The organism is Aeromonas lusitana (assembly GCF_002812985.1).
Lineage (GTDB): Bacteria > Pseudomonadota > Gammaproteobacteria > Enterobacterales > Aeromonadaceae > Aeromonas > Aeromonas lusitana.
Map to the genome: position 1 here is coordinate 17545 of NZ_PGCP01000040.1, position 21818 is coordinate 39362.

Here is a 21818-nt window from a genome sequence, read left to right on the forward strand (position 1 = left end):
CTGTGGTTGCCTCGGCCCTGTGCCTGGGTCACTGGCCCTTCTGATCCGGCACCTTGGGCTGCTGGCGGATCCAGAGGTCGGCATACTTCACGAAGGTGGAGTGGGCGGAGAGGATGGCGAGCAGCAGCCCCTGCTTGCCGTCGAGGAAGCCCGCCTTGAGCAGATACATCTTGAGGAAGCAGCCGAGCGCATGCACCAGCCCCTGGCCGAGGGAGCCCTTCTTGCCACGGGCGGTGCGCTGATCGGCCCAGGCCCTGGCATAACCGGCGGACTTCACCAGGTAGTGCTCCAGATCCCGGTAGGTGAAGTGCAGCAGGTCGCCGTGCAGGTTGACGATCTGCATGTTGGCGCGTACCTCCACCTTCTCGTGCACTAGCGCCTCGTTGTAGCCGGTCAGCGCCCTGGGGTAGAGGCGCAGCACCCGATCCGGATACCAGCCGCTGTGGCGGATGAAGCGGCCGAACACCCAGGAGAGGCGCGGGATCGAGTAGATGGTGTCCTTGGCCGGGTTGGCCATGACGGCGGCGATGGCGCTTTTGAGCTCGGCGGTGAGCCGCTCGTCCGCATCCAGCCACAGCACCCAGTCGGACTGGACATGGGACTGGGCGAGGCGGCGCTGGCGGCCAAAGCCTGGCCAGTTGGCGTTGACGAAGAAGCGGGCGCCGAATTCGGTGGCGATGCTCGGGGTCTCATCCTGGCTGCCGGAGTCGAGGATGACGATTTCATCCACCAGATCGCCGAGGGAGGCGAGGCAGGCGCGCAGGTTGTCTGCTTCATTCTTGACGATCAGAACGGCCGCCAGGGTCGGTTTTGTCACGGGTAAAGGGCTCTCGTTGGCGCCCGGCGAGCGGGCCATGCTCGAATTGGCGCCCATTCTAGCCTAAAACGGCGATCGGGGCATGAGTCCTGGGCCAGGAGAGGGATATTGACCCTCTGCTGCCCAGCCTTGCCCGTGAGGGCCAAAGGGAGGGTCTGTGATGCAGCCGGCCGTTTGGGATACCCAAGCTCGCAGCGCAGGATCCACTGCGGGCGCGCTCCCTGGCCCGGCCGAAAAACGCCCGGCGGGGATCTTCTGTTATTTATCCGATAATTCTTGGGGCATAATCTCGCCCAATAACGATTAACCGCTGGGCTTGGCCCAAGAGATGCCCAAGATGCATAAGCTGAAGATATTGGTGATCGGCCCCTCCTGGGTCGGCGACATGGTGATGTCCCAGAGCCTCTACAAGGCGATCAAGGCCAATCAGCCAGACTGCGAATTGCACGTGATGGCGCCGGCCTGGTGCGTGGCGCTGCTGGAGCGGATGCCCGAGGTGGACAAGGCGATCCCCATGCCGCTCGGCCACGGCGACTTCAAGCTGGGAGCCCGCCGCCGGCTTGGCAAGCAGCTGGCTGCCGAGCAGTACGATCAGGCCATCATTCAGCCCAACTCCATGAAGTCGGCGCTGATCCCCTGGTTCGCCGGCATCCCGGTGCGTACCGGCTGGAAGGGAGAGCATCGCTTCGGCCTGCTCAACGACCTGCGCAGCAACAAGAAGGCCTTCCCGTTGATGGTGGAAGCCTATCTGGCGCTGGCCTATCCCAAGGCGCAGATGAAGAGCCGCGCCGACATTCCGACCATTCCGCATCCATCCCTGCACGTGGATCTCATCAATCAGGGCAAGGCGCTGGAGCGGCTCGGGCTGGATCGCGCCCGCCCCGTGCTGGTGCTCTGCCCGGGCGCCGAGTTCGGCCCGGCCAAGCGCTGGCCTGAGGGACACTACGCCGTGGTGGCCCAGAAGCATCTGGATGAAGGCTGGCAGGTGTGGATCTTCGGCTCAAACAAGGATGTGCCGGTGGCCAACACCATCCGCGATCGCATCAATCCCCTGTCGCGCCCCAACTGCCACGTGTTGGCGGGCAAGACCAGTCTGCACGAGGCGATCGATCTGATGGCGCTGGCTGGTCGGGTCATCGCCAACGACTCCGGCCTGATGCACGTCGCCGCCGCCCTCAACCGGCCGCTGATCGGCGTCTATGGCTCCACCTCGCCCCTCTACACCCCACCGCTGGCGGACCGGGTCGAGATAGTGCACACCGACATCGAGTGCCGCCCCTGCTTCAAGCGCACCTGCAAGTTTGGTCACCTCAAGTGCCTGATCGAGCTGATGCCGGAGCAGGTGATAGAGGCGGGAAAGCGGCTGGAGCGCGGTGAGACAGCGGATCTGACCATAGCCCTGCTGCCGGTGGACGGATCCACTACTAAAGAACAAGGTACCTAGCATGATCTACCGGCTGCTCTACAACCTGTTGATCCATCTCGGCCTGCCCCTGGTGCTGCTGGCCCTCTATCGACCGAAGAAGGGCAAGCCGGGTTTTGGCGCGCGTTGGGCCGAGCACCTGGGGCGGGTCCCGCCCAGTGCCCGGTTAACCGAGCAGCCGGAGGCGCCGCTCTGGATCCACACGGTCAGCGTGGGGGAAACCCTGGCGATCAGCCCCTTTATCCGCGCCCTCAAGGCCGAGCGGCCTGATTTGCCGATCCTGCTCACCACCACCACTCGCACCGGCGCCGAGCAGGCGGAGAAACTCGGGGATCTGGTGGTGCATCGTTACGCCCCCCTCGATTATCCCTGGGCGGTATCCGCGTTTCTCAACACCTTCAAGCCCCGCGCCCTCTGGGTGATGGAGACCGAGCTGTGGCCAAACTGGCTGGCGGCCTGCGAGGCGCGCCATCTGCCGGTGACCATACTCAACGCGCGGCTCTCCGAGCGCTCCTGCCAGCGCTATGCCCGCTTCCAGGGGGCCTTCGATGCCCTCAGCCGCCCGCTCACTCACCTGCTGTGCCAGCACCAGGACGACGGGGATCGTTTCCATCGTCTCGGCATCGGCCGCGAGCGGCTGGCGGTGACCGGCTCCATCAAGTTCGATATCCAGCTGGATGAGGATCTGCTGGCCAAGGGCCGCGCCCTGCGCCAACAGTTGGGGGAGGGGCGGCCGGTCTGGATCGCCGCCAGTACCCATCAGGGGGAGGACGAGCAGGTGCTGGCCGCCTTCGATCTGGTGCTGAAGGCCCACCCGGCGGCGCTGCTGATCCTGGTACCGCGCCACCCGGAGCGCTTCGATCGGACCGCCGAGCTGTGCGCCTCTTACGGCTGCGTGCGGCGTACCTGTCAGCAGGGGGAACCGCTTAAATCGGCGGATCGCATCTATCTCGGCGATACCATGGGGGAGCTGCCGCTGATGATGGCGGCGGCGGATCTGGCCTTCGTCGGCGGCAGCCTGGTGCCCATCGGCGGGCACAACCTGCTGGAGCCGGCGGCGCTCGGCAAGCCCTGCCTGACTGGTCCCGCCTACTTCAACTTCAGTGACATCACTCGCCAGCTGGTGGCCCAGGGGGGCGCCGCCGTGGTGGAGGACGCCGCCGCGCTGGGGGCCAGGGTGAGCGAGCTGCTGAGCGAGGCCGGCAAGCGCCGCGAGATGGGTGAGCAGGCCCGCGCCGTGGTGCTGCGCAATCAGGGGGCTCTGGCCCGCACCCTGTCCCACTGCCTCGCCAGCCTGGAAAACGACTGACCCAGGGGCCGGCAGCCTGCCGGCCCGTTTCTTCCCGTCATTTTCACCTATCCCACCCGCAAGTTCTCTTTCCGCTATGACGCCTTCGCAACCCATCCCTCGGGCGGATGGCCTTGGTGTCGAATGCAGTGTGTCTCTCGCGGGCAGACAAGCCGCGCCACCATCTCATCTTCGTGCTCGGTCGGGGTCTAACCTAGTAGGTGGGATCCTGATATGAACCTGTGGAGGCGAGTCATGAAAGCCATGAAATTAGTGCTGGTGGGCACCCTGTGTCTCATAAGCGGGTTGGCGCTGGCGGCGGGAGGCGGCGGTAGTAGCGGTGGTGGAAGTGGAGGAGGTGGAGCGAGCAGTAGCGGTGGCAGCGTCTCCATGACCCAGCAGAAGTTGCAGCGGGTCGAGCAACTGGTGAAGGCGCAGCAGTGGCAGCAGGCCGAGGCGCTGCTGCGGGATCTGCGCCAGGATGCGGCCAACTCGGCCGATGTATGGAACTGGTCCGGTTACGTGGCCCGCAAGTCGGGTCGGCTGGCTCAGGCCTTCCCCTATTACGACAAGGCGCTGGAGATAGACCCGAAACACCGCGGTGCCCACGAATACTTAGGGGAGGCCTATCTGCAGAACGGTGAGCGCGAGAAAGCCCAGCAGCAGTTGCAGATCCTGCAGGGGCTGTGCGGCCAATGCGAGGAGGCGCAGGATCTGACCGCCGCCTTGAAGGCCGCGCCCCAACCTGCAAAAGGGAAATCCGGCTTCCTGCTCGGCGGCTGAATCCTGTTCCTGAGCGATCAGCTTGCTGGCGACTCAATGTCATAAAAAAGGCCGCATCAGATGCGGCCTTTTTATTTCCCGTGGTATCGCAGTCAGCGGTTGCTCGCTTCGTTACTGCATCAGATCCGGTTGCCGGCTTCTATGGTGCGGCGGATGCGGGTGCTGAGCAGCGGCACTATGTTGTCGGCCAGCGCCTGGAAACGACCGAGATCCGGCTTGCAGCCCGGATCCAGATAGCCTTCGCTGCGCAGGGTGTGGATCAGGGTGCTGAACAGCTTCTGGTCGAAGAACTCGGGGGCATTGATGCCGTGCAGGGTGCCGAGACGCTCCGCCATCATCAGGCCATCCGCCTCCAGCTGTTCCGCCTCGATATAGGGCTGGGCCAGCACCCGGGTCAGCACGATGGCGTAGCGCTGCAGCGTCTCCTGGATACTCTCGGCCAAGAGCAGCAACCGCATCTGGTTGAGCGGGTTGACCCAGTAGCCGCCCTCGCGCTCCTCGATGAGTTGCTGGCGTTGCAACTCGGACAGCAGGGAATCGATCAGCTCGGGTAGCTCTTCTTCCTGATAACGCAGGAACAGCTCTGTCTTGAGCAAGGGATAGATGTCGACGCAGCGGGCGACGATCTCGCTGCGGCTGATCCCCTCGCAGCGCTCGATCAGTGCCGTCACCAGGGAGGGCAGGGCAAACAGGTGCAGTATGTTGTTGCGATAGTAGGTCAGCAGGATCGCCTGGTAGCGATCCAGGCTGACTATCTGGCCCAGCTTGTCTTCGCTCACCTCGAACTTGTTGAGCTCCATCGCCTGATCCAGCAGGGTCTTGGCATCCTCGTCCGGGATTGTGCTCTGGGGGCTGTAGGGCACCTGCTTGAGCAGGTCCAGATAGGTGTTGAGCTGCGCCTGCAGCTCGTCCCGGGTCAGGGCGTGGCGCTCGGCGGCCAGCAGGGCCAGGGCGCTCAGGGTCAGACCGTTGACGGCGGCGGCGTCGTTGATGCGAGTCATCAAGAGCTCGGCCAGCCGGTTGACGGTGGGGGCCATCCACTCCGGGCGCTCCTCTCGGCCAATGCTCTCCTTCCAGTTCGGCACATGCTCGCCGAGGTAGCTGTTGAGGGTCAGCGGCTCACCGAAGTTCACGAAGCCCCGGCCATAGTTGCGCAGCTTGCGCAAGATGCCGAGCACCTGCAGGAAGCTCTCTTTCTCCTTGCGGTTGCCCTTGAGCTCGTTGTGATAGGTGTTCACCTCCATCACGTGCTCGTAGCCGAGATAGACGGGGACCAGGGTCACCGGCCTGTCCAGCCCGCGCATCATGGCCTGCAATGTCATGGCCAGCATGCCGGTCTTGGGAGGCAGCAGGCGACCGGTGCGGGAACGGCCGCCCTCGGTGAAGAACTCCACCGAGTAACCCTTGGCGAACAGCAGGTTCAGGTACTCACGAAATACCGTGCTGTAGAGCGGGTTGCCCTTGAAGGTGCGGCGAATGAAGAAGGCGCCGCCGTGGCGGAAGATGGGGCCCGCCGGCCAGAAGTTCAGGTTGATGCCCGCCGCTATGTGGGGCGGCACCATGCCCTGGTGGTAGATGACGTAGGAGAGCAGCAGGTAGTCCATGTGGCTGCGATGGCAGGGCACGTAGACTATTTCGTGGCCTTCCTGCGCCAGCTGGCGCACCCGCTCTGCGCCGTTGACCGAGAGGCCGCGATAGAGCTTGTTCCACAGCCAGCCGAGGAAGGTTTCGCCGAGCCGGATCAGACGGAAGGAGAAGTTGGAGGCAATCTCGTCCATGTAGCCGTGGGCGCGTTTCTGCGCCTTCTCCAGGCTGATGCCCTCGCGCTCGGCTTCTTCCTCGATGGCCTGCTGGATCACACTGGAATCCAGCAACTGCTTGAACAGCAGGTTGCGGTTGGGCAGCTTGGGGCCGGTGGCGGCGAGCTGCTGGCGGCTGAAGTGGGTGCGCGCCACCCGCGCCAGCTTGTGGGCAATGGCCTCGTCGGTGCCGTGCTTGTCCGCCATGTGACGCAGGGAGAGCGGCGGGGAGAAGCGCACCAGGTTCTCGCGTCCCTTGAGGATCACGATCAGCGCCTTCTTGAGACGGTTTGGTGCCAGGCTGCTGATGATGTTCCAGCCGGAGGCCTCTTCCCCCTCCCGGCCCGGGGCGCGGCCCCAGAACAGGGTGACGGGGACGACCTGGATGTCCAGTGCCGGATCCTGCTTGTGCAGGTCCAGCAGTTGGTGAAACTCTTGCAAGAAGGGGAGCGGCTTGGTGCGCTTGCCAAACAGGGGAGGCGGACGATCCAGACAGACGTAGCGCGGCAGCAGCTGGCCGTTCAGCTCAAGGGGAGTGAAGGGACCTGGCAGGCCGAGATCCTCGCAGCACTGCTGCAGGGTCATCAGATCGGTGATCGAGCTGGTTTTCAGGGCGTAGACAATGGGTCTGGCCGGGTCCAGGTCCAGTTCCGTAATGGGGTTTTCCGGCAGGCTCTTGTGGTTGACCAAGCCGCTGACCGGCCATTGCAGTATGGCTCTGGAAATCTTCTGTCCGATGGACATGGGTGTCTGCTCTCCAAAAAAATGCGGCGTGAGCATAACAAATCACCGCTGGCTTGTCGCCGAGAGGTAGGATGAGTGGCGGCACAGGATCAAGGATGGGCCATTTTGTGGCAATAAGTGCGACAGAGACGGGACAAATGTCAGCAACGCCTTGCCTTGGCCCCAGCACTGTATATACTGCCAGTGTGCTGTATAAAAAGACAGGTGCCCATGCTATGAAACCCCTTACCCCCCGCCAGGCTGAAGTGCTGGAGCTGATCAAGGCGAACATGAACGAGACCGGCATGCCGCCGACTCGCGCCGAGATTGCCCAGAAGCTTGGTTTCAAGTCGGCCAATGCGGCCGAGGAACATCTGAAGGCCCTGGCCAAGAAAGGGGTCATCGAGATCATGCCAGGCACCTCTCGCGGTATTCGCCTGCTGCTCGAAGAGGAAGAGGCGCCGGAAGAGAACGGCTTGCCACTGATCGGCAAGGTCGCCGCCGGCGAGCCCATCCTGGCCCAGGAGCACATAGAGAGCCACTATCAGGTGGATCCCGCCCTGTTCCATCCGAGGGCAGACTTCCTGCTGCGGGTGCAGGGGATGAGCATGAAGAACATCGGCATCATGGACGGGGATCTGCTGGCGGTGCACAAGACCCAGGACGTGCGCAACGGCCAGGTGGTGGTCGCCCGCCTCGATGAGGATGTCACCGTCAAGCGCTTCCAGCGTAAGGGCAGCCAGGTGTGGCTGCTGCCGGAGAACGAAGAGCTCTCCCCCATCTCGGTGGATCTCGCCAGCCAGCACCTCACCATCGAAGGTTTGGCGGTTGGCGTTATCCGCAACGCCGACTGGATGTAAGCCTCTGATGCCTGACACGGCCTCCTGCGGGAGGCCGTGTCGTTTCTGCCAGAGTGTCCCGCCATCCCCTTGTTCCCCTGATCCCCGCGACTTTTCTTGCCTGTACCTCACAGCGCCATCACACGGTCGGCATTTCGGATATATTCTTTGAAAAGGCCCGCCATGCTGCTGGGTCGCCGGTGTCAGCCATGGCGCCGGGTCTTTACCTGATCCGGCCTGGGAAGGCCGCAGGGATGCATAACGGACACCTCGCCGAGGTGCGCGGGATAGAAGGAGGGTCGCTCGGGAGACGACAGGCAGGTCACACGCCTGGCCCGAAGCGGCTCGTACAGTCAGCATGCGATTGTGTTCAGGTGCCTCTGGTGGGACACGGATCGCGGTCTGCTGAGCAAGGAGGACAGGTATGGCTTCAAGCTCGCCATGGGATCCGGGTCTGGCCGTTGCCCCCGCATCTTCCATCACCCGCTTCATCAAGGGCAGCCGGATGACGTGGTTTTATGCGCTCTGGGTGTACCACAAGGGCGATGGCTGGACCATCTGGCTGGGGTGTCCCAAGGACAAGATAGTGCGTCTGGTGCGGCTGTTTCGGCGCCACCATGACATAGGCTTGCCGGATGCACCCTGGACGGCCCCAGTAGTGCCGTTGCACGGGGTCCGACGCTCGCAAGTGCAGCAACGGCAGCGACCCTGATCATCTCCTGCCATCCGAAGAGCCCCGCCCATGGTGGGGCTTTTGTTTTGTATGGATTTTTCGACTCGCTCTGCTCGACAACGACGGCCTGTTGCAGAGGCCATCGACTCTTTCCTGCCCGGGATCCGGCGCCGGGGGTAGCCAGAGACGGGAGAGGCCGGGTTACAATACGGCTCCACAGGGCCTGTTCCTTCGCCTGTTCAGACAAACAAGGCATTATTTTATATGGTTAAACCTCGATATCCCCTGCTGTTTCTGCTGCTGGTTGGTGGTCTGATGGCGGCTTACTACTGGAGTCAGCCCTCCTTGCCGGAGCGGGCCGATTACTATCCAGCGGGGCGGGACATCAACCCCTTCACCCTCACCGATGGCGAGGGCCAGCCGTTCACGGCGAAGGATCTGAGCGGACACTGGACCTTCCTGTTTCTCGGCTACACCTATTGTCCGGACATCTGCCCGACCACGCTGGCGGATCTGAACTCCGTCTATCCAGAGCTGAAGAAGATCGCCCCCAGCAGCCAGGTGGTGTTCGTTTCAGCGGATCCAAAGCGCGATGACAGTGCCCGCCTCAAGCGCTACACCGCCTTCTTCCAGCCTGAGTTCAGGGCGGCAACGGCCCCCCATCCGCACCTGTTCCCCTTCGTGCGCAACCTGGGTCTCGTCTACTCCATCGTGGAGCACGGCAGCAAGGATTACCTGATCGACCACTCCGCCTCCATAGTGCTGATCAATCCGGCGGGCAAGCTGGTGGCCGTGTTCCGTCCCGAGGTGGGCCCAGGCCTGGTGCCTCATGTGGCGATGGATGGGATGGTTTCCGACTTTGCCAAGATAGTACGGCTGGCGGACGAGTGAGCCCTCAACTGGTCTTCTGCTCATGCTGATCCCGCCCTGGTTGCGCGACCCCAGGCGCCATAGGGCCGTGTTCGCCCTGGCCCTGCCCATGGTGTTCTCGAACGTCACCACCCCTCTGCTGGGGCTGGTGGATACCTGGGTGATAGGTCATCTCGGCCAGGCCTGGTTCCTCGGTGGCGTCTCGGTGGGGGCGACCCTCATCAATCTCATCTTCTGGCTGCTGGGCTTCCTGCGCATGTCCACCACCGGGCTGACCGCCCAGGCCCATGGCGCCGCCAGTGCCGAGGGGCAACTGGATACCCTGGCGCTGGGCTTGGCGGTCGGCCTCGGCGCCGCGCTCCTGCTGCTGTTGCTGCCCTTTTTGCCGGCCCTCATAGCGCTGAGTGGCGGCTCGCCCGAGGTGCAGTTCTACGCCGGCGAATACGTGTCTATCCGTATCTGGAGCGCCCCGGCGGCCCTGTGCAACCTAGTCATCATGGGCTGGCTGCTGGGCATGCAGGATGCGCGCAGCCCCATGCTGCTGCTGATCTTCAGCAACATGGTCAACATGGTGCTGGATGCCTGGTTCGTGCTGGGGCTGGGCTGGCAGGTCAAGGGGGTGGCTAGCGCTTCCCTGTTGGCGGATTACTGCGCGCTTGGGCTCGGACTCTGGCTGGTGAGTCTCCGTCTGCGTCACCTGTCGGCCGAGGTGTGGCATGGCGCCTGGCGGCGCTGGCGGCAGTGGCCCGCACTGCGGCGGCTGCTCGGCTTGAATCGGGACATCTTCATCCGCTCCCTCTGTCTGCAACTCTGCTTCGCCTTCATGACGCTGCAAGGGGCGCGGCTCGGGGACGTGGCGGTGGCCGCCAATGCGGTGCTGCTCAACTTCCTCATGCTTATTTCCTACGGGCTGGACGGCTTTGCCTACGCGGTGGAGGCCATGGTGGGCCGTGCCATCGGGCGGCGGGACAGGCAGGGGCTGAGGGAGGCCATCGCCCTCAACCTGGGCTGGGCCCTGTTGATCGCCCTGGGCTTCTCGCTGGCCTTCCTGCTGGGCGGGCCCTCGCTCATCACCCATATCACCGACATACCTGAGGTGATCGCCGAGGCGAACCGTCAGCTGCCCTGGCTGGTGGTCATGCCGCTGCTGGCGGTCTGGTGCTTCCTGCTGGATGGTGTCTTCATCGGGGCGACCCGGGCCCGCGAGATGCGCAACAGCATGCTGGTAGCGGTGTTTGCGGGCTTCTTCCCCATCTGGTGGCTGTGCCAGGACTGGGGCGTGGCCGCCCTGTGGGCCGCCATGGCCGCCCTGATGACGGGGCGTGGGCTGACCCTGGGCTGGCTATGCTGGCGACTGGAGCAAGATGGCCGCCTGCTCGGTGTGCACGGGACTGCATCCGCCGATCGTGCCTGAGTGCGGTTTCTTCGCACAGGGGGTTGGGGGAGAGGGGAGTGAAGCCGCGCCGGGGAGATGAGATCGGCGCGGATATGACCAAGGTTTAGAGGGAGCCCTGATAGCCGAACTGGCGCCAGCTCTCGTACACGAACACGGACACCGCATTGGCCAGGTTCATGCTGCGACTCTGGGGCAGCATGGGGATGCGCAGCCGCTGCTCAAATGGCAGGCTCTCGATGATCTCCGCCGGCAGGCCGCGGCTCTCGGGCCCGAACAGCAGGGCATCCCCCAGGGCGAACTCGGCCGCCGAGTGGGCGGTACGCCCCTTGGTGGTACAGGCAAACACCCGCTTCGGTGCCACCGCCGCCAGAAACGCCTCATAGTTCGGCCAGCGTTTGATGTCGGCAAACTCGTGATAGTCGAGTCCGGCCCGCTTCACCCGCTTGTCATCCCACTCGAAACCCAGCGGCTCTATCAGGTGCAACCGGTAGCCGGTATTGGCACAGAGGCGGATGATGTTGCCGGTATTGGGCGGGATTTCCGGTTGATAGAGCACTATGTCGAGCATGGGGGATCCTGAGGGACGCAATAAGGGCGCCAGCATACCCAGCGCCCGCCGCGATGAAAAGGGCCTTCACGCCAGGGGCAGGCGTATGGTGATGACGAGCCCGTTTGGCTGGTTGCTGCTGGCCCGGATGCTGCCTCCGTGGCGGGCGATCGCCTCGGCGGCGATGGCGAGACCCAGTCCTGTGCCACCCGTCTTGGCGTTGCGGGCGTCATCGACCCGAAAGAACGGCAAAAATAGCTGGGCCTGCTGCTCCACCGGCACGCCAGGACCATCATCCCGGATGGTCATCACCCACTCCCGTCCTTCCCGATACCAGTCCACCTTGATGTACTCGCGGGCGTACTTGAGTGCGTTGCGAAGCGGGTTCTCCAGCGCCCGCGCCAGCAGTTCCGGCCACATCTTGAGCGACTCGGTCGGCAGCGGCGGCAGCCTGAGCTGCTTGCCATTCTGGTGCGCCTCGAAGCTGGCGTCGTCCAGTATGGGCTCCAGCAGATCCGCCAGGGGCAGCAGCACCGGGGCCTCCACGTGTTGTTGCACCCGGGACAGGTCCAGCAGATCGCCGATCAGCTTGTCGAGGCGCCCGATCTCGGCCTCGATCCGCGCCAGCTCGCTGCTGTCCCCCTGCTTGCGGCGGATCAGCGCCTGCGCCAGCTGGATGCGGGTGAGGGGGCTGCGCAGCTCGTGGGAAATGTCGGAGAGCAGTTGTTTCTGCTTCTGGATCATGTTCTTGAGGGTATCGACCATGTAGCTGACGTGATCCGCCAACTGGCCTATCTCGTCCCGCCGTCCCAGGTTGGGCACTTTGGTCTCCAGCTTGCCTTGTGCCAGCTGAGAGACGGATTGCTGCAACTGCAGTATGGGACGGGTCAGCCGCCAGGCCAGCAACAGACAGAGCGGGGTGCTGACCAACATGGCGATGCCGAGGATCTGGATCGGGTGATCCAAAATCTGGATAAACAGGAACAGGTAGGAGTTTTCGACGTTGAGACCGAAGTAGACGTGATAAGGCTGACCGTGGTGCTGCATCAGGAAGGGGCCTGCGATGGCCCGCTGGTGCTCGCTGCCCAGCATGGGCTTGGCCGGGTTGTCCGAATCCAGCATGAAGCGGATGACGAACTTGCTCAGGCGCGTGGTGGACTGCATCTGCCCCTTGGCATCGCGCAGGTAGACGTTGTCCACCGGCAGCAGGCCGGCGGCGCCGATGGCCTGCATCAGATCGAAGTCCTGATTCGGATCCGCCCCCGCCTGCAGCGCCCGCAGGTTGTTGTTCATCCGGGTCACCTCGTGTTCGGGCAGGGGGATGATGTTGCGCGGATCCAGGGTAGGTAATATGACTACTGCAGCAAGCAAAACCAGCAGCATGAACCAGAACCAGAGAAATATCTGGGTAGAGAGTCCACCAAAAGATCGGATGGCAGTCATGCCTGCTCCAGCCAGAGATAGCCTCGGCCACGCACCGTCTTGAAGCGGGGCTGGCCGTCCTGGCGCTCCGGCAGCTTCTTGCGCAGGTTGCTCAGGTGCATGTCGATGGCCCGATCGAAGGGCTCGAGCTTCTTGCCAAGCACCTGTTCCGACAGCAGATTCTTGCTGACGATCTGACCAGGGCTGCGCAGCAGACACTCCAGCAGGCCAAACTCGGTGGCGGTGAGCTCCAGCAGCTCGTCGTTGCAGCGCGCCTGTTGCAGGCCGGGTTGCAGCACCAGATCCATGAAGCGCAGCTCGTCCGCCGCGCCGCGCTGGGGCGGCACGCTCTGGGTGCGGCGCAAAATGGCCCGCACCCGGGCCAGCAGCTCCCGATCGTCGAACGGCTTGGCGAGATAGTCATCGGCGCCGGCTTCCAGCCCGTTGACCCTGTCCTGGCTGTCACCGCGGGCGGTCAGCATCAGCACCGGGGTCTCGTAGCGTTTGCGCAGCTTGGCCAGCATGGCGAAGCCGTTGAGCTTGGGCATCATCACGTCCAGCAGCACCAGATCGAACCTCTGCTCCGCCAGTCGCAGCAACCCCTCCTCACCATCCTCGGCCACCGTGACCGCAAACCCTTCCAGGGTCAGGATCTCGGTCAGCAGCTGGGTCAGATCGAGATCGTCGTCGACCAGGAGTATTTTGTTCATCAGGAGTCACTCCGTTGATTTTGCACGCCAAACTGACGCTCGGGTCAGGGTATAATAGATTTTTACGCGCCAGAGGAAAGCCGGTTTTGAGCCATCAACAATATTCTCGCTGGGTCACCCTGGCCAGCATGGCGGCCGTCACGGTCGCGACCCTGCTTATCGTGGGCAAGCTGATCGCCTGGCTGATGACGGACTCCTCCAGTCTGCTGGCCTCCCTCACCGACTCCTTCATGGACGTCAGTGCCTCCCTCATCAACCTGTTTGCCATCCGCTACGCCCTGGTGCCGGCGGATGACGAGCATCGCTTCGGCCACGGCAAGGCGGAGTCCCTGGCGGGCCTCATTCAGTCGGCCTTCATCTCGGGCTCGGCCCTGCTGCTGATGATGCACGGCATCTCTTCCCTGCTCAATCAGGCGCCGGTGCAGCGGCTGGAGGCCGGGCTCTGGGTCAGCGGCGGCTCCATCCTGCTGACCCTGCTGCTGGTCAGCTTCCAGCGCTGGGTGGTGGTGCGCACCAACAGCGTGGCCATCAAGGCCGACATGCTGCACTACCGCTCCGATCTGCTGCTCAACGCCGGCGTCTTGCTGGCGCTGGTGCTGGCGGGGCAGGGCTGGTTCTGGGCCGATGGCCTGTTTGCCATCCTGATCGGCCTGTTCCTGGTGTGGGGCGCGGTCCAGATCGGCTACGAATCGGTGCAGGCCCTGCTTGATCGTCAGTTGCCAGAGGAGGAACAAGCGAGAATAATGGCCCTCTGCTGTGCCGTTGAGGGGGTACATGGCGTGCATGATCTGCGTACCCGTCAATCCGGGCCGACCCGTTTCGCGCAACTGCATCTGGAACTGGATGATCAGCTGCCGCTGGTCAAGGCTCATCAGATAGCCGACGAGGCTGAGCTGGCCGTGCGCCAGTCATTTGAGCGGATGGATGTGATCATTCACATGGACCCCATCTCGGTGCTGACAAAAGAACAAAAAGGCCCTCACCCTGAACAACAGTAGGCTGTAACATGGACGATCTGGTTGCCCAAACGTGGCAAAAAATTCAGCAAGAAGCGCAGTGCATGGCGACTCAGGAGCCCATGCTGGCCAGCTTCTTCCACTCCACCATCCTCAACCACGGGGATCTGCGATCGGCGCTCAGCTTCCAGCTGGCGAACAAGCTCGACAGCACTACCATGCCGGCCATCGCCCTGCGGGAGGTGATCGAACTGGCCCTGCGCAGCGAGCCCGAGCTGCTGGCTATGGTGGCCGCGGACATCTGCGCCGTGCAGGACCGCGACCCCGCCGTCGATCTCTTCTCCACCCCGCTGCTCTACCTCAAGGGCTTCCACGCCCTGCAGGGCTACCGGGTGGCGAACTGGCTGTGGCGCCAGGGCCGCCGCGCACTGGCGCTCTATCTGCAAAACCAGATCTCGGTGGTGTTCGGGGTCGACGTGCACCCAGCCGCGCGGATCGGCAAGGGCATCATGTTTGACCATGCCACCGGCATCGTGGTCGGCGAGACTGCGGTGATCGAGGACGATGTTTCCATTCTGCAGAGCGTGACCCTGGGCGGGACCGGCAAAGAGAGCGGCGATCGTCACCCCAAGATCCGGGAAGGGGTCATGATAGGGGCGGGCGCCAAGGTGCTCGGCAATATCGAGGTGGGGGTGGGCGCCAAGATAGGTGCAGGCAGCGTGGTGATAAACCCGGTGCCGCCCCATACCACGGTGGCCGGGGTGCCGGCCAAGATCGTGGGCCGCCCCGAGTGTGACAAGCCCTCTTTCGACATGAATCAAAACATCTAGGGGCCCATGGTCAAGCGCTGGTCAGGTTATCTGATCCTGGGGATGTGGCTGCTCAACCTGCTGCATCTCTATCTGGGATTCTCCCCCTGGCCGGCAGCCATCGCCGCCTGGGCCGCCTCTCTGCTCACCTGGCCCTGGCTGGTGGGGGCCGCGCGGCGCCAAGCCCTGGCCCTGTACGGGGCGGCGCTCCTGCTGCTGATCTTCTCCTGGTGGCGTGGCGCCAGCCTGAGCCCGGGTGCCTGGTTGCTGCCCAACATCAACATGCTCACCATGTTTGCCGCCGTCAGTACCCTCAACCTCGCCACCTCGGGTCTGTTGACCGGCACCGCCTCCTGGTCCGGGCGCAAGGGGCTGTGGAGCACCATGGCCAGCCTCAACCTGCTCGGCGCCGTCATCAACCTCTCGGTGCTGTTCATCATCGGCGATCGGCTGGAGAAAAACGGCACCCTCGAGCGGCGTCAGATAATGGTGCTGAGCCGGATCTTCTGCGTGGCGGCCTTCTGGTCTCCCTTCTTCGTCGCCATGGCGGTGGCCCTGACCTATGCTCCCGGCCTGCAACTTGCCAGCATATTGCCGTTTGGCCTGGTCGGCGCTCTGTTGGCCATGGGACTGACCGCCTGGCAGGTGGAGCGGCTCGGGGTCGCCGACTTCGAGGGCTATCCGCTGCGCTTGCAGACGCTCGGGCTGCCGGTGACCCTGGCGCTGCTGGTTCTGCTTATCAACCGGCTCTGGCCGGCGCTCAGCATCATGGCGGTGATCGCCCTGGTGGCGCCCCTGCTGGCGCTGCTGTTCATGCCACACGCCGGGCGCGGGGCGGCCCTCAAGCGCCAGGTGGTGGAGCGCTTCCCCGCCATCGGCGGCCAGCTGGTGCTGTTCCTCGGCGCGGGTCTGCTGGCGGCGGGCATCAACAGCGCGCTTTCGGTGCTGGATCTCGGGGGCGGCCACGGCCTGCCGCTGTTCAACCACTTCGGTTGGCTGGAGGCGAGCCTGACCCTGCTGCTGATCTTCCTGGTGGCCATCATAGGGGTCCATCCCCTCATCAGCATCTCCGGGCTGGCGCCCCTGCTGTGGCCGCTCTCGCCGGATCCCAGCCTGCTCGGCATGTGCTTCCTGCTCGGTTGGGGACTCGCCACCGGCACCAGCCCTCTATCCGGATCCAACCTGGCGCTGGCGTCGCGCTACAACCTGAGCGCCACTCTGTTGCTGCGCTGGAACCTGCTCTACGGCCTGCTGATGTACGGGGTCGCCTGCCTGTTGATGGGAGCCTTCATCGCCCTGCACGGCTGATGCCGACGACGGGAAAAGCCGCTGTCTGGCACCGGGCGCCAGCTCGCATTTGTGCTGTTCTCCTGGCCCCGGCCTGGCGTTCCTGCTGCCTGCGAGAAAAATAGACGCATATTTAGGCAATACCGGCAGGGAAGGCGCATTTTCCGGTGCACCGTCTTGTTTGTCCCGAGCGCATCAGGGTATGCTGACCTCACGCGCTTGAATCGCCCGCGTCGGGGCATCGCAATTGAACAAACAGGTATGCACATATGTCACTAGAAGTCCTTGAGCAACTCGAATCCAAAGTCCAATCCGCCGTCGACAACATCTCCCTGCTGAAGATGGAACTGGACGAGCTGAAAGAGCAGAACAACAAGCTGCAAGACGAGAACCATCAGCTGCGCAACGAGCACGTTGCATGGCAAGAGCGTCTGCGCGCCCTGCTGGGCAAGATGGATCAGATGGGTGAAGCCATCTAATTCAGCCACTTCTGCTGGCAAGAATGAAGAAAGGCCGCTGATACAGCGGCCTTTTTGTTTCAATGCAGTGGTTCATATGGTGAACCCTTGGCTGGCCGTCTTCTCGGCGGGGTCGGCGGCCTGACCATGATCTGGCCCGGCATTTCTGCGGGGCCGAGAGATCACATGGCGAGCAGTTGCTTGACCGTTTTCTCGATGCCATCGGCCGCTTCCACTATGTTCTGCGCCAGCATATAAGCGGGGGTCGAGATGACTTTACGCTCCTGATCCACCACAAACTCGCTGACCGGGCAGTTGAGGTGACTGCCGCCCATGGCTTCGATGGCATTGGCCGTGCCCTCGTCGTGACCTATGGTGGCCAGGGTACCGGCACCGTAGATGAGCGGGATCATGGCGGGTGCTATGCAGATGTAGGCCGCCGGCTTGCGTGCCTTGGCGAAGCTCTGGCACGCCTTGAGCACATCCGGCTGGATCCGGCAATTGGCCCCTTGTACGGCAAAGTCGCACAGGTTCTTGGCGGCGCCGAAGCCGCCGGGCAGCAGCAGGGCATCGTAGTCCGCGGCATCCAGCTCGGCCACGTCCCGGATCTGGCCACGGGTGATGCGGGCCGCCTCGACCAGGACGTTGCGACTCTCTCCCGCACTCACCTCACCGGTCAGATGGTTGATGACATGCAGCTGCGGCACGTTCGGTGCGAAGCACTGGACCTGGGCCCCTTGGCGGGCCAGCGCCAGCAGACTGATGACGGCTTCGTGGATTTCGCTCCCGTCGAAGACGCCACAGCCACTCAAGATCACTGCCACTTTTTTCATGACAAACTCCTTTGTTGTTGAAAATGTGAGCCAGGGTAGATTGTTGTCTTTTTGTATGGTTATCCCTTGCCCCTCACTGGTCAAGTCATCCCGCTGTGCTAGGATTGTTTCGTTTTGGATCCTGCCGTATTGACCCCCTTAAAATTTTTTCCACATTGATCGAGATCATTTTCATGAAATGAGGCTCTCGCGAAGCGTGTTTATCTATTTGTTTTTAAACGGTTTTAATTGCATTTCGCACAGCTTGATCACTGTGGTGTCAGCGAGCATGCAATTTTGAACACAGAGTTATCCACAGAAAAAGTGCTCGCATGGGGGGCGAAAGCGTGCATGTCCGCCCCTTGGTGTGCTGCGGGCCCTGTGGCATCCTAACGGCTGTTTATTCTTGGCAGGAAAATTTCATGGCCTCTAGCAATCCCCTCATTCTGGTCGACGGCTCTTCATATCTTTACCGCGCCTTCTTCGCCTCCCAGCAGGCCGACCTGCGCACATCGACCGGGCTGCCGAGCGGCGCCGTCCGCGTGATGGCCAACATGATGCGCAGCCTGCGCAAGCAATACCCTGACAGCCACGTGGCCGTGGTGTTCGATGCCAAGGGCAAGACCTTCCGCGACGACATCTACCCGGAATACAAGGCGACCCGCGCCAGCATGCCGGACGATCTGCGCAGCCAGGTCGCGCCCATCCATCAGATGATCAAGGCGATGGGCTTCCCCTTCCTCATGGTGGAAGGGGTCGAGGCGGACGACGTGATCGGTACGCTCGCCCGTCAGGCCACCGAGAAGAAGCTGCCGGTGCTCATCAGCACGGGTGACAAGGACATGGCGCAGCTGGTCTCCGACCACGTCACCCTGATCGACACCATGAAGGACGTGACCACGGATCGGGACGGGGTGATCGAGAAGTTCGGCGTGCCGCCCGAGCTCATCATCGACTACCTGGCTCTGATGGGGGACAAGGTGGACAACATTCCCGGCATGACGGGGGTGGGGGAGAAGACGGCCCTGGCCCTGCTGCAGGGGATAGGCAGCATAGATGAGATCGCCGCCAACCTGGACAAGGTGGCTGCCCTCGGTTTTCGTGGCTCCAAGGCGTTCGCCGACAAGTTCCGCGAGCAGGAAGAGCAGGTGCGCCTCTCCTATCTGCTGGCGACCATCAAGACAGACGTCGAGCTGGAGCAGGAGCTGGAACAGTTGCAACTGGGCCCGATCGACAAGGAGTCCCTGCTGGCGGTCTACCGCGAGTACGAACTGCGCAACCTGATCAAGGAGCTGGAATCCGGCGATGAAGGGGTCAGCGCGAGTGCCGACCAGGATTCCTCCGATGAGGAAACGACCCCAGCCGCCACTGTCGAGACCGACTATCGCTGCATCCTGGACGAAGCCGAGTTCGATGACTGGCTGGCGCGACTGAAAGCCGCCCCGCTGTTTGCCTTCGACACCGAAACCACCAGTCTCGACTACATGGAGGCGCGGGTGGTCGGCGTCTCCTTTGCCATCGAACCGGGCAAGGCGGCCTATGTGCCGTTCGGCCACGACTATCTGGGCGCGCCGGCCCAGCTGAGCGAGGAACTGGTGCTGGGCAAACTAAAGCCCCTGCTGGAGGATCCGGCGCACCTCAAGGTCGGTCAGAACCTCAAGTACGATCGCAACGTGCTGCAGAACCACGGTATCGATCTGCAGGGCATCGCGTTTGACACCATGCTCGAATCCTATGTGCTGAACTCCACCGCCAGTCGCCACGACATGGATTCCCTGGCCAGCAAGTACCTGGGGGTCGAGACCATCTCCTTCGAGGAGATCGCCGGCAAGGGGGCCAAGCAGCTCACCTTCAACCAGATCGAACTGGAGCAGGCGGCGCCTTATGCGGCGGAAGATGCCGACATCACCCTGCGTCTGCACCAGACCCTGTGGGCCAGCCTGAGCAAATTGCCGGCGCTTGCCAAGGTATTCACCGAGATAGAGCTGCCCCTGTTGCCGGTACTGGCCAGGATGGAGCTGATGGGCACCACCATAGAGCCCAAGCTGCTGCACCAGCAGAGCCAGGAGATAGAGGTGCGACTGGGGGAACTGGAGCGCCAGGCCCACGAACTGGCTGGGCAGGAGTTCAACCTCTCGTCCCCCAAGCAGCTCGGCGAGATCCTGTTCGTCAAGCTGGGGCTGCCCATCCTCAAGAAGACCCCCAAGGGCGCCGCGTCCACCGCCGAAGAGGTGTTGGCCGAGCTGGCGGAGACCTACGAGCTGCCGCGCCTCCTGATGGAACACCGTGGGCTGGCCAAGCTCAAGTCCACCTATACCGACAAGCTGCCGTTGATGATCAAGCCCCAGACCGGGCGGGTGCACACCTCCTATCACCAGGCGGTGGCGGCGACCGGCCGACTCTCGTCCACCGATCCTAACCTGCAGAACATCCCGGTGCGCAACGAACAGGGACGCCGCATTCGGCAGGCCTTCATCCCGAGCGCCGGTTACAAGCTGGTGGCGGCGGATTACTCCCAGATCGAATTGCGGATCATGGCGCACCTCTCCGGTGACAAGGGCTTGTTGACCGCCTTTGCCGAGGGCAAGGACATCCACAAGGCAACCGCCGCCGAGGTATTTGGCGTCGCGCTGGATGCGGTCACCACCGACATGCGCCGCAGTGCCAAGGCGATCAACTTTGGTCTCATCTATGGCATGAGCGCCTTCGGCCTCGCCAAGCAGTTGGGGATCGGCCGCGCCGAGGCGCAGAAGTACATGGATCTCTACTTCGAGCGCTACCCGGGCGTGCTCGACTACATGGAGCGCACCCGTCAGCAGGCCGAAGCCCAGGGCTATGTCGAGACCTTGTTCGGTCGTCGCCTCTACCTGCCGGACATCAAGTCCCGCAACGCCGGCCTGCGCAAGGGCGCGGAGCGGGCGGCGATCAACGCCCCCATGCAGGGCACGGCCGCGGACATCATCAAGCGCGCAATGATCGGCGTCGATGGCTGGATCCAGGGGATTACCGATGGTTCCATCCATATGCTGATGCAGGTGCACGATGAACTGGTGTTCGAGATCCGCGAGGAGAAGCTGGAGGAGTACGTCGCCATCATCAAGGAGAAGATGTCCGCCGCCGCCGATTTGCACGTGCCGCTGGTGGTGGAAGCCGGAGTGGGTGACAACTGGGATCAGGCCCACTGATCCCGCGATACCACGGATAAACAGCAGCTATAGCTATATAAGAAGAGAAGCCCGGCACTTGCCGGGCTTCTTATTGCCAGGTTATTCGGTTTCTTGCAGATACTCGTCTTTGAGCAGCACATAGTTGTCGGCCGAGATCTTCAGGAAGGCGATCTCCGCTGGCTTGAGGGGGCGGGCCTGCTTGATGGGATTGCCCATATAGAGGAAGCCGGACTCGAGCCGCTTGCCCGGTGGCACCAGGCTGCCGGCGCCTATCATCACATCATCTTCCACTATGACCCCGTCCAGCAGGATGGCACCCATGCCGACTAGCACCCGATTGCCTATGGTGCAGCCGTGCAGCATGGCCTTGTGACCCACGGTGACATCCTCGCCGATCAGCAAGGGATGGCCGTCGGGATTGCTGGCGCTCCTGCGGCTGAGGTGCAACACGGTGCCGTCCTGCACATTGCTGCGGGCGCCGATGCGGATGTGGTTCACGTCACCCCGCGCCGCCACCAGTGGCCAGATGCTGGCATCGTCGCCGAGTTCGATATCCCCCACCAGGGTGGCACAGGGATCTACGTATACTCGTTTGCCCAGTTGCGGGCGTTTTCCTTTGTAGGGTCTCAGTCTCAGGTCCATCTTGGCCTCCTTGTTTTCGGCCATTCTAGCAATTCGGGCCCTCATCTGTGGATAAGTTTGTATAAAAGCTGTGGTTGGCTATGAATAACTAAAAAAGTGCCGATTTTTGCAGTTTTATTGCGATCTAGGGCTTGCCAGAAAGTTTCAGCTCCCTATAATGCGCCTCCATCGACAGGGCAAGCGGCAACGCAAACAACCCGGTCGGTACCTCTAAAAGCCTTTGAAAATAAGGCTTGACTCGAGAAGGCGGTTGAGTAGAATGCCACTCCCGCAGCGACGAAACGTTGCAACGCTCTTTAACAATTTGAATCAAGCAATCTGTGTGGGCACTCACAGCATCGAGCATCAAAAAACAATTTTTGATTTTCAATGTCTGGTGAAGCTGTCTCTTATACAC

General features: G+C 62.8%; 20 protein-coding genes. 12 read left to right on the forward strand and 8 right to left on the reverse strand.

Features of this window, described 5'->3' with window-relative positions; translation table 11 throughout:
• Positions 1-28: 28 nt before the first annotated feature.
• A complete protein-coding gene (locus CUC44_RS19100) occupies positions 29-817 on the reverse strand; it encodes a glycosyltransferase family 2 protein (RefSeq protein WP_100861468.1) in 789 nt (262 codons plus the stop codon).
• 346 nt (positions 818-1163) lie between these two features.
• Between CUC44_RS19100 and waaF the strand changes: the two genes are divergently transcribed.
• The 3 genes from waaF (at position 1164) to CUC44_RS19115 (ending at position 4311) form a co-directional block, all read left to right on the forward strand.
• The gene (gene waaF, locus CUC44_RS19105; RefSeq protein WP_100861469.1) at positions 1164-2261 is read left to right on the forward strand and encodes a lipopolysaccharide heptosyltransferase II; all 1098 of its coding nucleotides are present in this window, start codon (positions 1164-1166) and stop codon (positions 2259-2261) included.
• 1 nt (position 2262) lies between these two features.
• Entirely contained in the window at positions 2263-3549 is a 1287-nt protein-coding gene (waaA, locus tag CUC44_RS19110) for a lipid IV(A) 3-deoxy-D-manno-octulosonic acid transferase (RefSeq protein WP_100861452.1), read from the forward strand.
• Between the two features lie 234 nt (positions 3550-3783).
• Positions 3784-4311, forward strand: coding sequence for a tetratricopeptide repeat protein (locus CUC44_RS19115; RefSeq protein ID WP_157812805.1), 528 nt, complete (start codon positions 3784-3786; stop codon positions 4309-4311).
• A 119-nt stretch (positions 4312-4430) separates the two neighbouring features.
• On the opposite strand, the gene plsB is transcribed toward CUC44_RS19115, so the two are convergent.
• Positions 4431-6854, reverse strand: a complete 2424-nt coding sequence (plsB, locus tag CUC44_RS19120) for a glycerol-3-phosphate 1-O-acyltransferase PlsB (protein ID WP_100861454.1) — start codon at positions 6852-6854, stop codon at positions 4431-4433.
• A 215-nt stretch (positions 6855-7069) separates the two neighbouring features.
• On the opposite strand from plsB, the gene lexA reads away from it, so the two are divergent.
• The 4 genes from lexA to dinF all read left to right on the forward strand — a co-directional run bounded on the left by lexA (position 7070) and on the right by dinF (position 10629).
• A complete protein-coding gene (gene lexA / locus CUC44_RS19125) occupies positions 7070-7693 on the forward strand; it encodes a transcriptional repressor LexA (RefSeq protein WP_100861455.1) in 624 nt (207 codons plus the stop codon).
• Between the two features lie 403 nt (positions 7694-8096).
• Positions 8097-8384: a hypothetical protein gene (locus tag CUC44_RS19130; protein ID WP_100861456.1), complete on the forward strand. Its 288-nt coding sequence runs from the start codon at positions 8097-8099 to the stop codon at positions 8382-8384.
• 225 nt (positions 8385-8609) lie between these two features.
• Positions 8610-9236 (forward strand): SCO family protein, encoded by a 627-nt coding sequence (locus CUC44_RS19135; RefSeq protein ID WP_100861457.1) that lies wholly within the window; start codon positions 8610-8612, stop codon positions 9234-9236.
• 22 nt (positions 9237-9258) lie between these two features.
• Positions 9259-10629, forward strand: coding sequence for an MATE family efflux transporter DinF (gene dinF / locus CUC44_RS19140; RefSeq protein WP_100861458.1), 1371 nt, complete (start codon positions 9259-9261; stop codon positions 10627-10629).
• Positions 10630-10714: 85 nt separating this feature from the next.
• Here dinF and trmL read toward each other — a convergent pair whose 3' ends face one another.
• The 3 genes from trmL to CUC44_RS19155 form a co-directional block, all read right to left on the reverse strand.
• Complete coding sequence (gene trmL / locus CUC44_RS19145) at positions 10715-11179, reverse strand: tRNA (uridine(34)/cytosine(34)/5-carboxymethylaminomethyluridine(34)-2'-O)-methyltransferase TrmL (protein WP_100861459.1); 465 nt, start codon at positions 11177-11179, stop codon at positions 10715-10717.
• Positions 11180-11245: 66 nt separating this feature from the next.
• Positions 11246-12601 (reverse strand): ATP-binding protein, encoded by a 1356-nt coding sequence (locus CUC44_RS19150; protein WP_100861460.1) that lies wholly within the window; start codon positions 12599-12601, stop codon positions 11246-11248.
• Positions 12598-13290: a response regulator gene (locus CUC44_RS19155; protein WP_100861461.1), complete on the reverse strand. Its 693-nt coding sequence runs from the start codon at positions 13288-13290 to the stop codon at positions 12598-12600. The genes CUC44_RS19150 and CUC44_RS19155 overlap by 4 nt, the downstream gene beginning before the upstream one ends.
• An 86-nt stretch (positions 13291-13376) precedes the next feature.
• Here CUC44_RS19155 and fieF point away from each other — a divergent pair, with 86 nt between their 5' ends.
• The 4 genes from fieF (at position 13377) to CUC44_RS19175 (ending at position 16821) form a co-directional block, all read left to right on the forward strand.
• Entirely contained in the window at positions 13377-14288 is a 912-nt protein-coding gene (gene fieF / locus CUC44_RS19160) for a cation efflux pump FieF (protein WP_100861462.1), read from the forward strand.
• An 8-nt stretch (positions 14289-14296) separates the two neighbouring features.
• Positions 14297-15076: a serine O-acetyltransferase gene (cysE, locus tag CUC44_RS19165; RefSeq protein ID WP_100861463.1), complete on the forward strand. Its 780-nt coding sequence runs from the start codon at positions 14297-14299 to the stop codon at positions 15074-15076.
• A 6-nt stretch (positions 15077-15082) separates the two neighbouring features.
• Complete coding sequence (locus CUC44_RS19170) at positions 15083-16363, forward strand: hypothetical protein (RefSeq protein ID WP_100861464.1); 1281 nt, start codon at positions 15083-15085, stop codon at positions 16361-16363.
• Positions 16364-16611: 248 nt separating this feature from the next.
• Complete coding sequence (locus tag CUC44_RS19175; protein WP_100861465.1) at positions 16612-16821, forward strand: cell division protein ZapB; 210 nt, start codon at positions 16612-16614, stop codon at positions 16819-16821.
• Positions 16822-16982: 161 nt separating this feature from the next.
• Here the strand turns inward: CUC44_RS19175 and elbB are convergent, their stop codons facing one another.
• Positions 16983-17633, reverse strand: coding sequence for an isoprenoid biosynthesis glyoxalase ElbB (elbB, locus tag CUC44_RS19180; RefSeq protein ID WP_100861466.1), 651 nt, complete (start codon positions 17631-17633; stop codon positions 16983-16985).
• 401 nt (positions 17634-18034) lie between these two features.
• Between elbB and polA the strand changes: the two genes are divergently transcribed.
• Complete coding sequence (gene polA / locus CUC44_RS19190; protein ID WP_100861467.1) at positions 18035-20797, forward strand: DNA polymerase I; 2763 nt, start codon at positions 18035-18037, stop codon at positions 20795-20797.
• An 81-nt stretch (positions 20798-20878) separates the two neighbouring features.
• Here polA and CUC44_RS19195 read toward each other — a convergent pair whose 3' ends face one another.
• Positions 20879-21421: a gamma carbonic anhydrase family protein gene (locus CUC44_RS19195; protein ID WP_100861470.1), complete on the reverse strand. Its 543-nt coding sequence runs from the start codon at positions 21419-21421 to the stop codon at positions 20879-20881.
• Between the two features lie 124 nt (positions 21422-21545).
• The coding region (locus tag CUC44_RS21175) for a hypothetical protein (RefSeq protein ID WP_208621092.1) at positions 21546-21818 on the reverse strand (273 nt) is incomplete at its 5' end.

Excerpts from the sequence above, each read along its gene's own strand:
- waaA (WP_100861452.1), top strand. The coding sequence starts at position 2,263 with ATGATCTACCGGCTGCTCTACAACCTGTTGATCCATCTCGGCCTGCCC.
- CUC44_RS19115 (WP_157812805.1), top strand. The coding sequence starts at position 3,784 with ATGAAAGCCATGAAATTAGTGCTGGTGGGCACCCTGTGTCTCATAAGC.
- plsB (WP_100861454.1), bottom strand. The coding sequence starts at position 6,854 with ATGTCCATCGGACAGAAGATTTCCAGAGCCATACTGCAATGGCCGGTC.
- lexA (WP_100861455.1), top strand. The coding sequence starts at position 7,070 with ATGAAACCCCTTACCCCCCGCCAGGCTGAAGTGCTGGAGCTGATCAAG.
- CUC44_RS19130 (WP_100861456.1), top strand. The coding sequence starts at position 8,097 with ATGGCTTCAAGCTCGCCATGGGATCCGGGTCTGGCCGTTGCCCCCGCA.
- CUC44_RS19135 (WP_100861457.1), top strand. The coding sequence starts at position 8,610 with ATGGTTAAACCTCGATATCCCCTGCTGTTTCTGCTGCTGGTTGGTGGT.
- dinF (WP_100861458.1), top strand. The coding sequence starts at position 9,259 with ATGCTGATCCCGCCCTGGTTGCGCGACCCCAGGCGCCATAGGGCCGTG.
- trmL (WP_100861459.1), bottom strand. The coding sequence starts at position 11,179 with ATGCTCGACATAGTGCTCTATCAACCGGAAATCCCGCCCAATACCGGC.
- CUC44_RS19150 (WP_100861460.1), bottom strand. The coding sequence starts at position 12,601 with ATGACTGCCATCCGATCTTTTGGTGGACTCTCTACCCAGATATTTCTC.
- CUC44_RS19155 (WP_100861461.1), bottom strand. The coding sequence starts at position 13,290 with ATGAACAAAATACTCCTGGTCGACGACGATCTCGATCTGACCCAGCTG.
- cysE (WP_100861463.1), top strand. The coding sequence starts at position 14,297 with ATGGACGATCTGGTTGCCCAAACGTGGCAAAAAATTCAGCAAGAAGCG.
- CUC44_RS19170 (WP_100861464.1), top strand. The coding sequence starts at position 15,083 with ATGGTCAAGCGCTGGTCAGGTTATCTGATCCTGGGGATGTGGCTGCTC.
- CUC44_RS19175 (WP_100861465.1), top strand. The coding sequence starts at position 16,612 with ATGTCACTAGAAGTCCTTGAGCAACTCGAATCCAAAGTCCAATCCGCC.
- elbB (WP_100861466.1), bottom strand. The coding sequence starts at position 17,633 with ATGAAAAAAGTGGCAGTGATCTTGAGTGGCTGTGGCGTCTTCGACGGG.
- polA (WP_100861467.1), top strand. The coding sequence starts at position 18,035 with ATGGCCTCTAGCAATCCCCTCATTCTGGTCGACGGCTCTTCATATCTT.
- CUC44_RS19195 (WP_100861470.1), bottom strand. The coding sequence starts at position 21,421 with ATGGACCTGAGACTGAGACCCTACAAAGGAAAACGCCCGCAACTGGGC.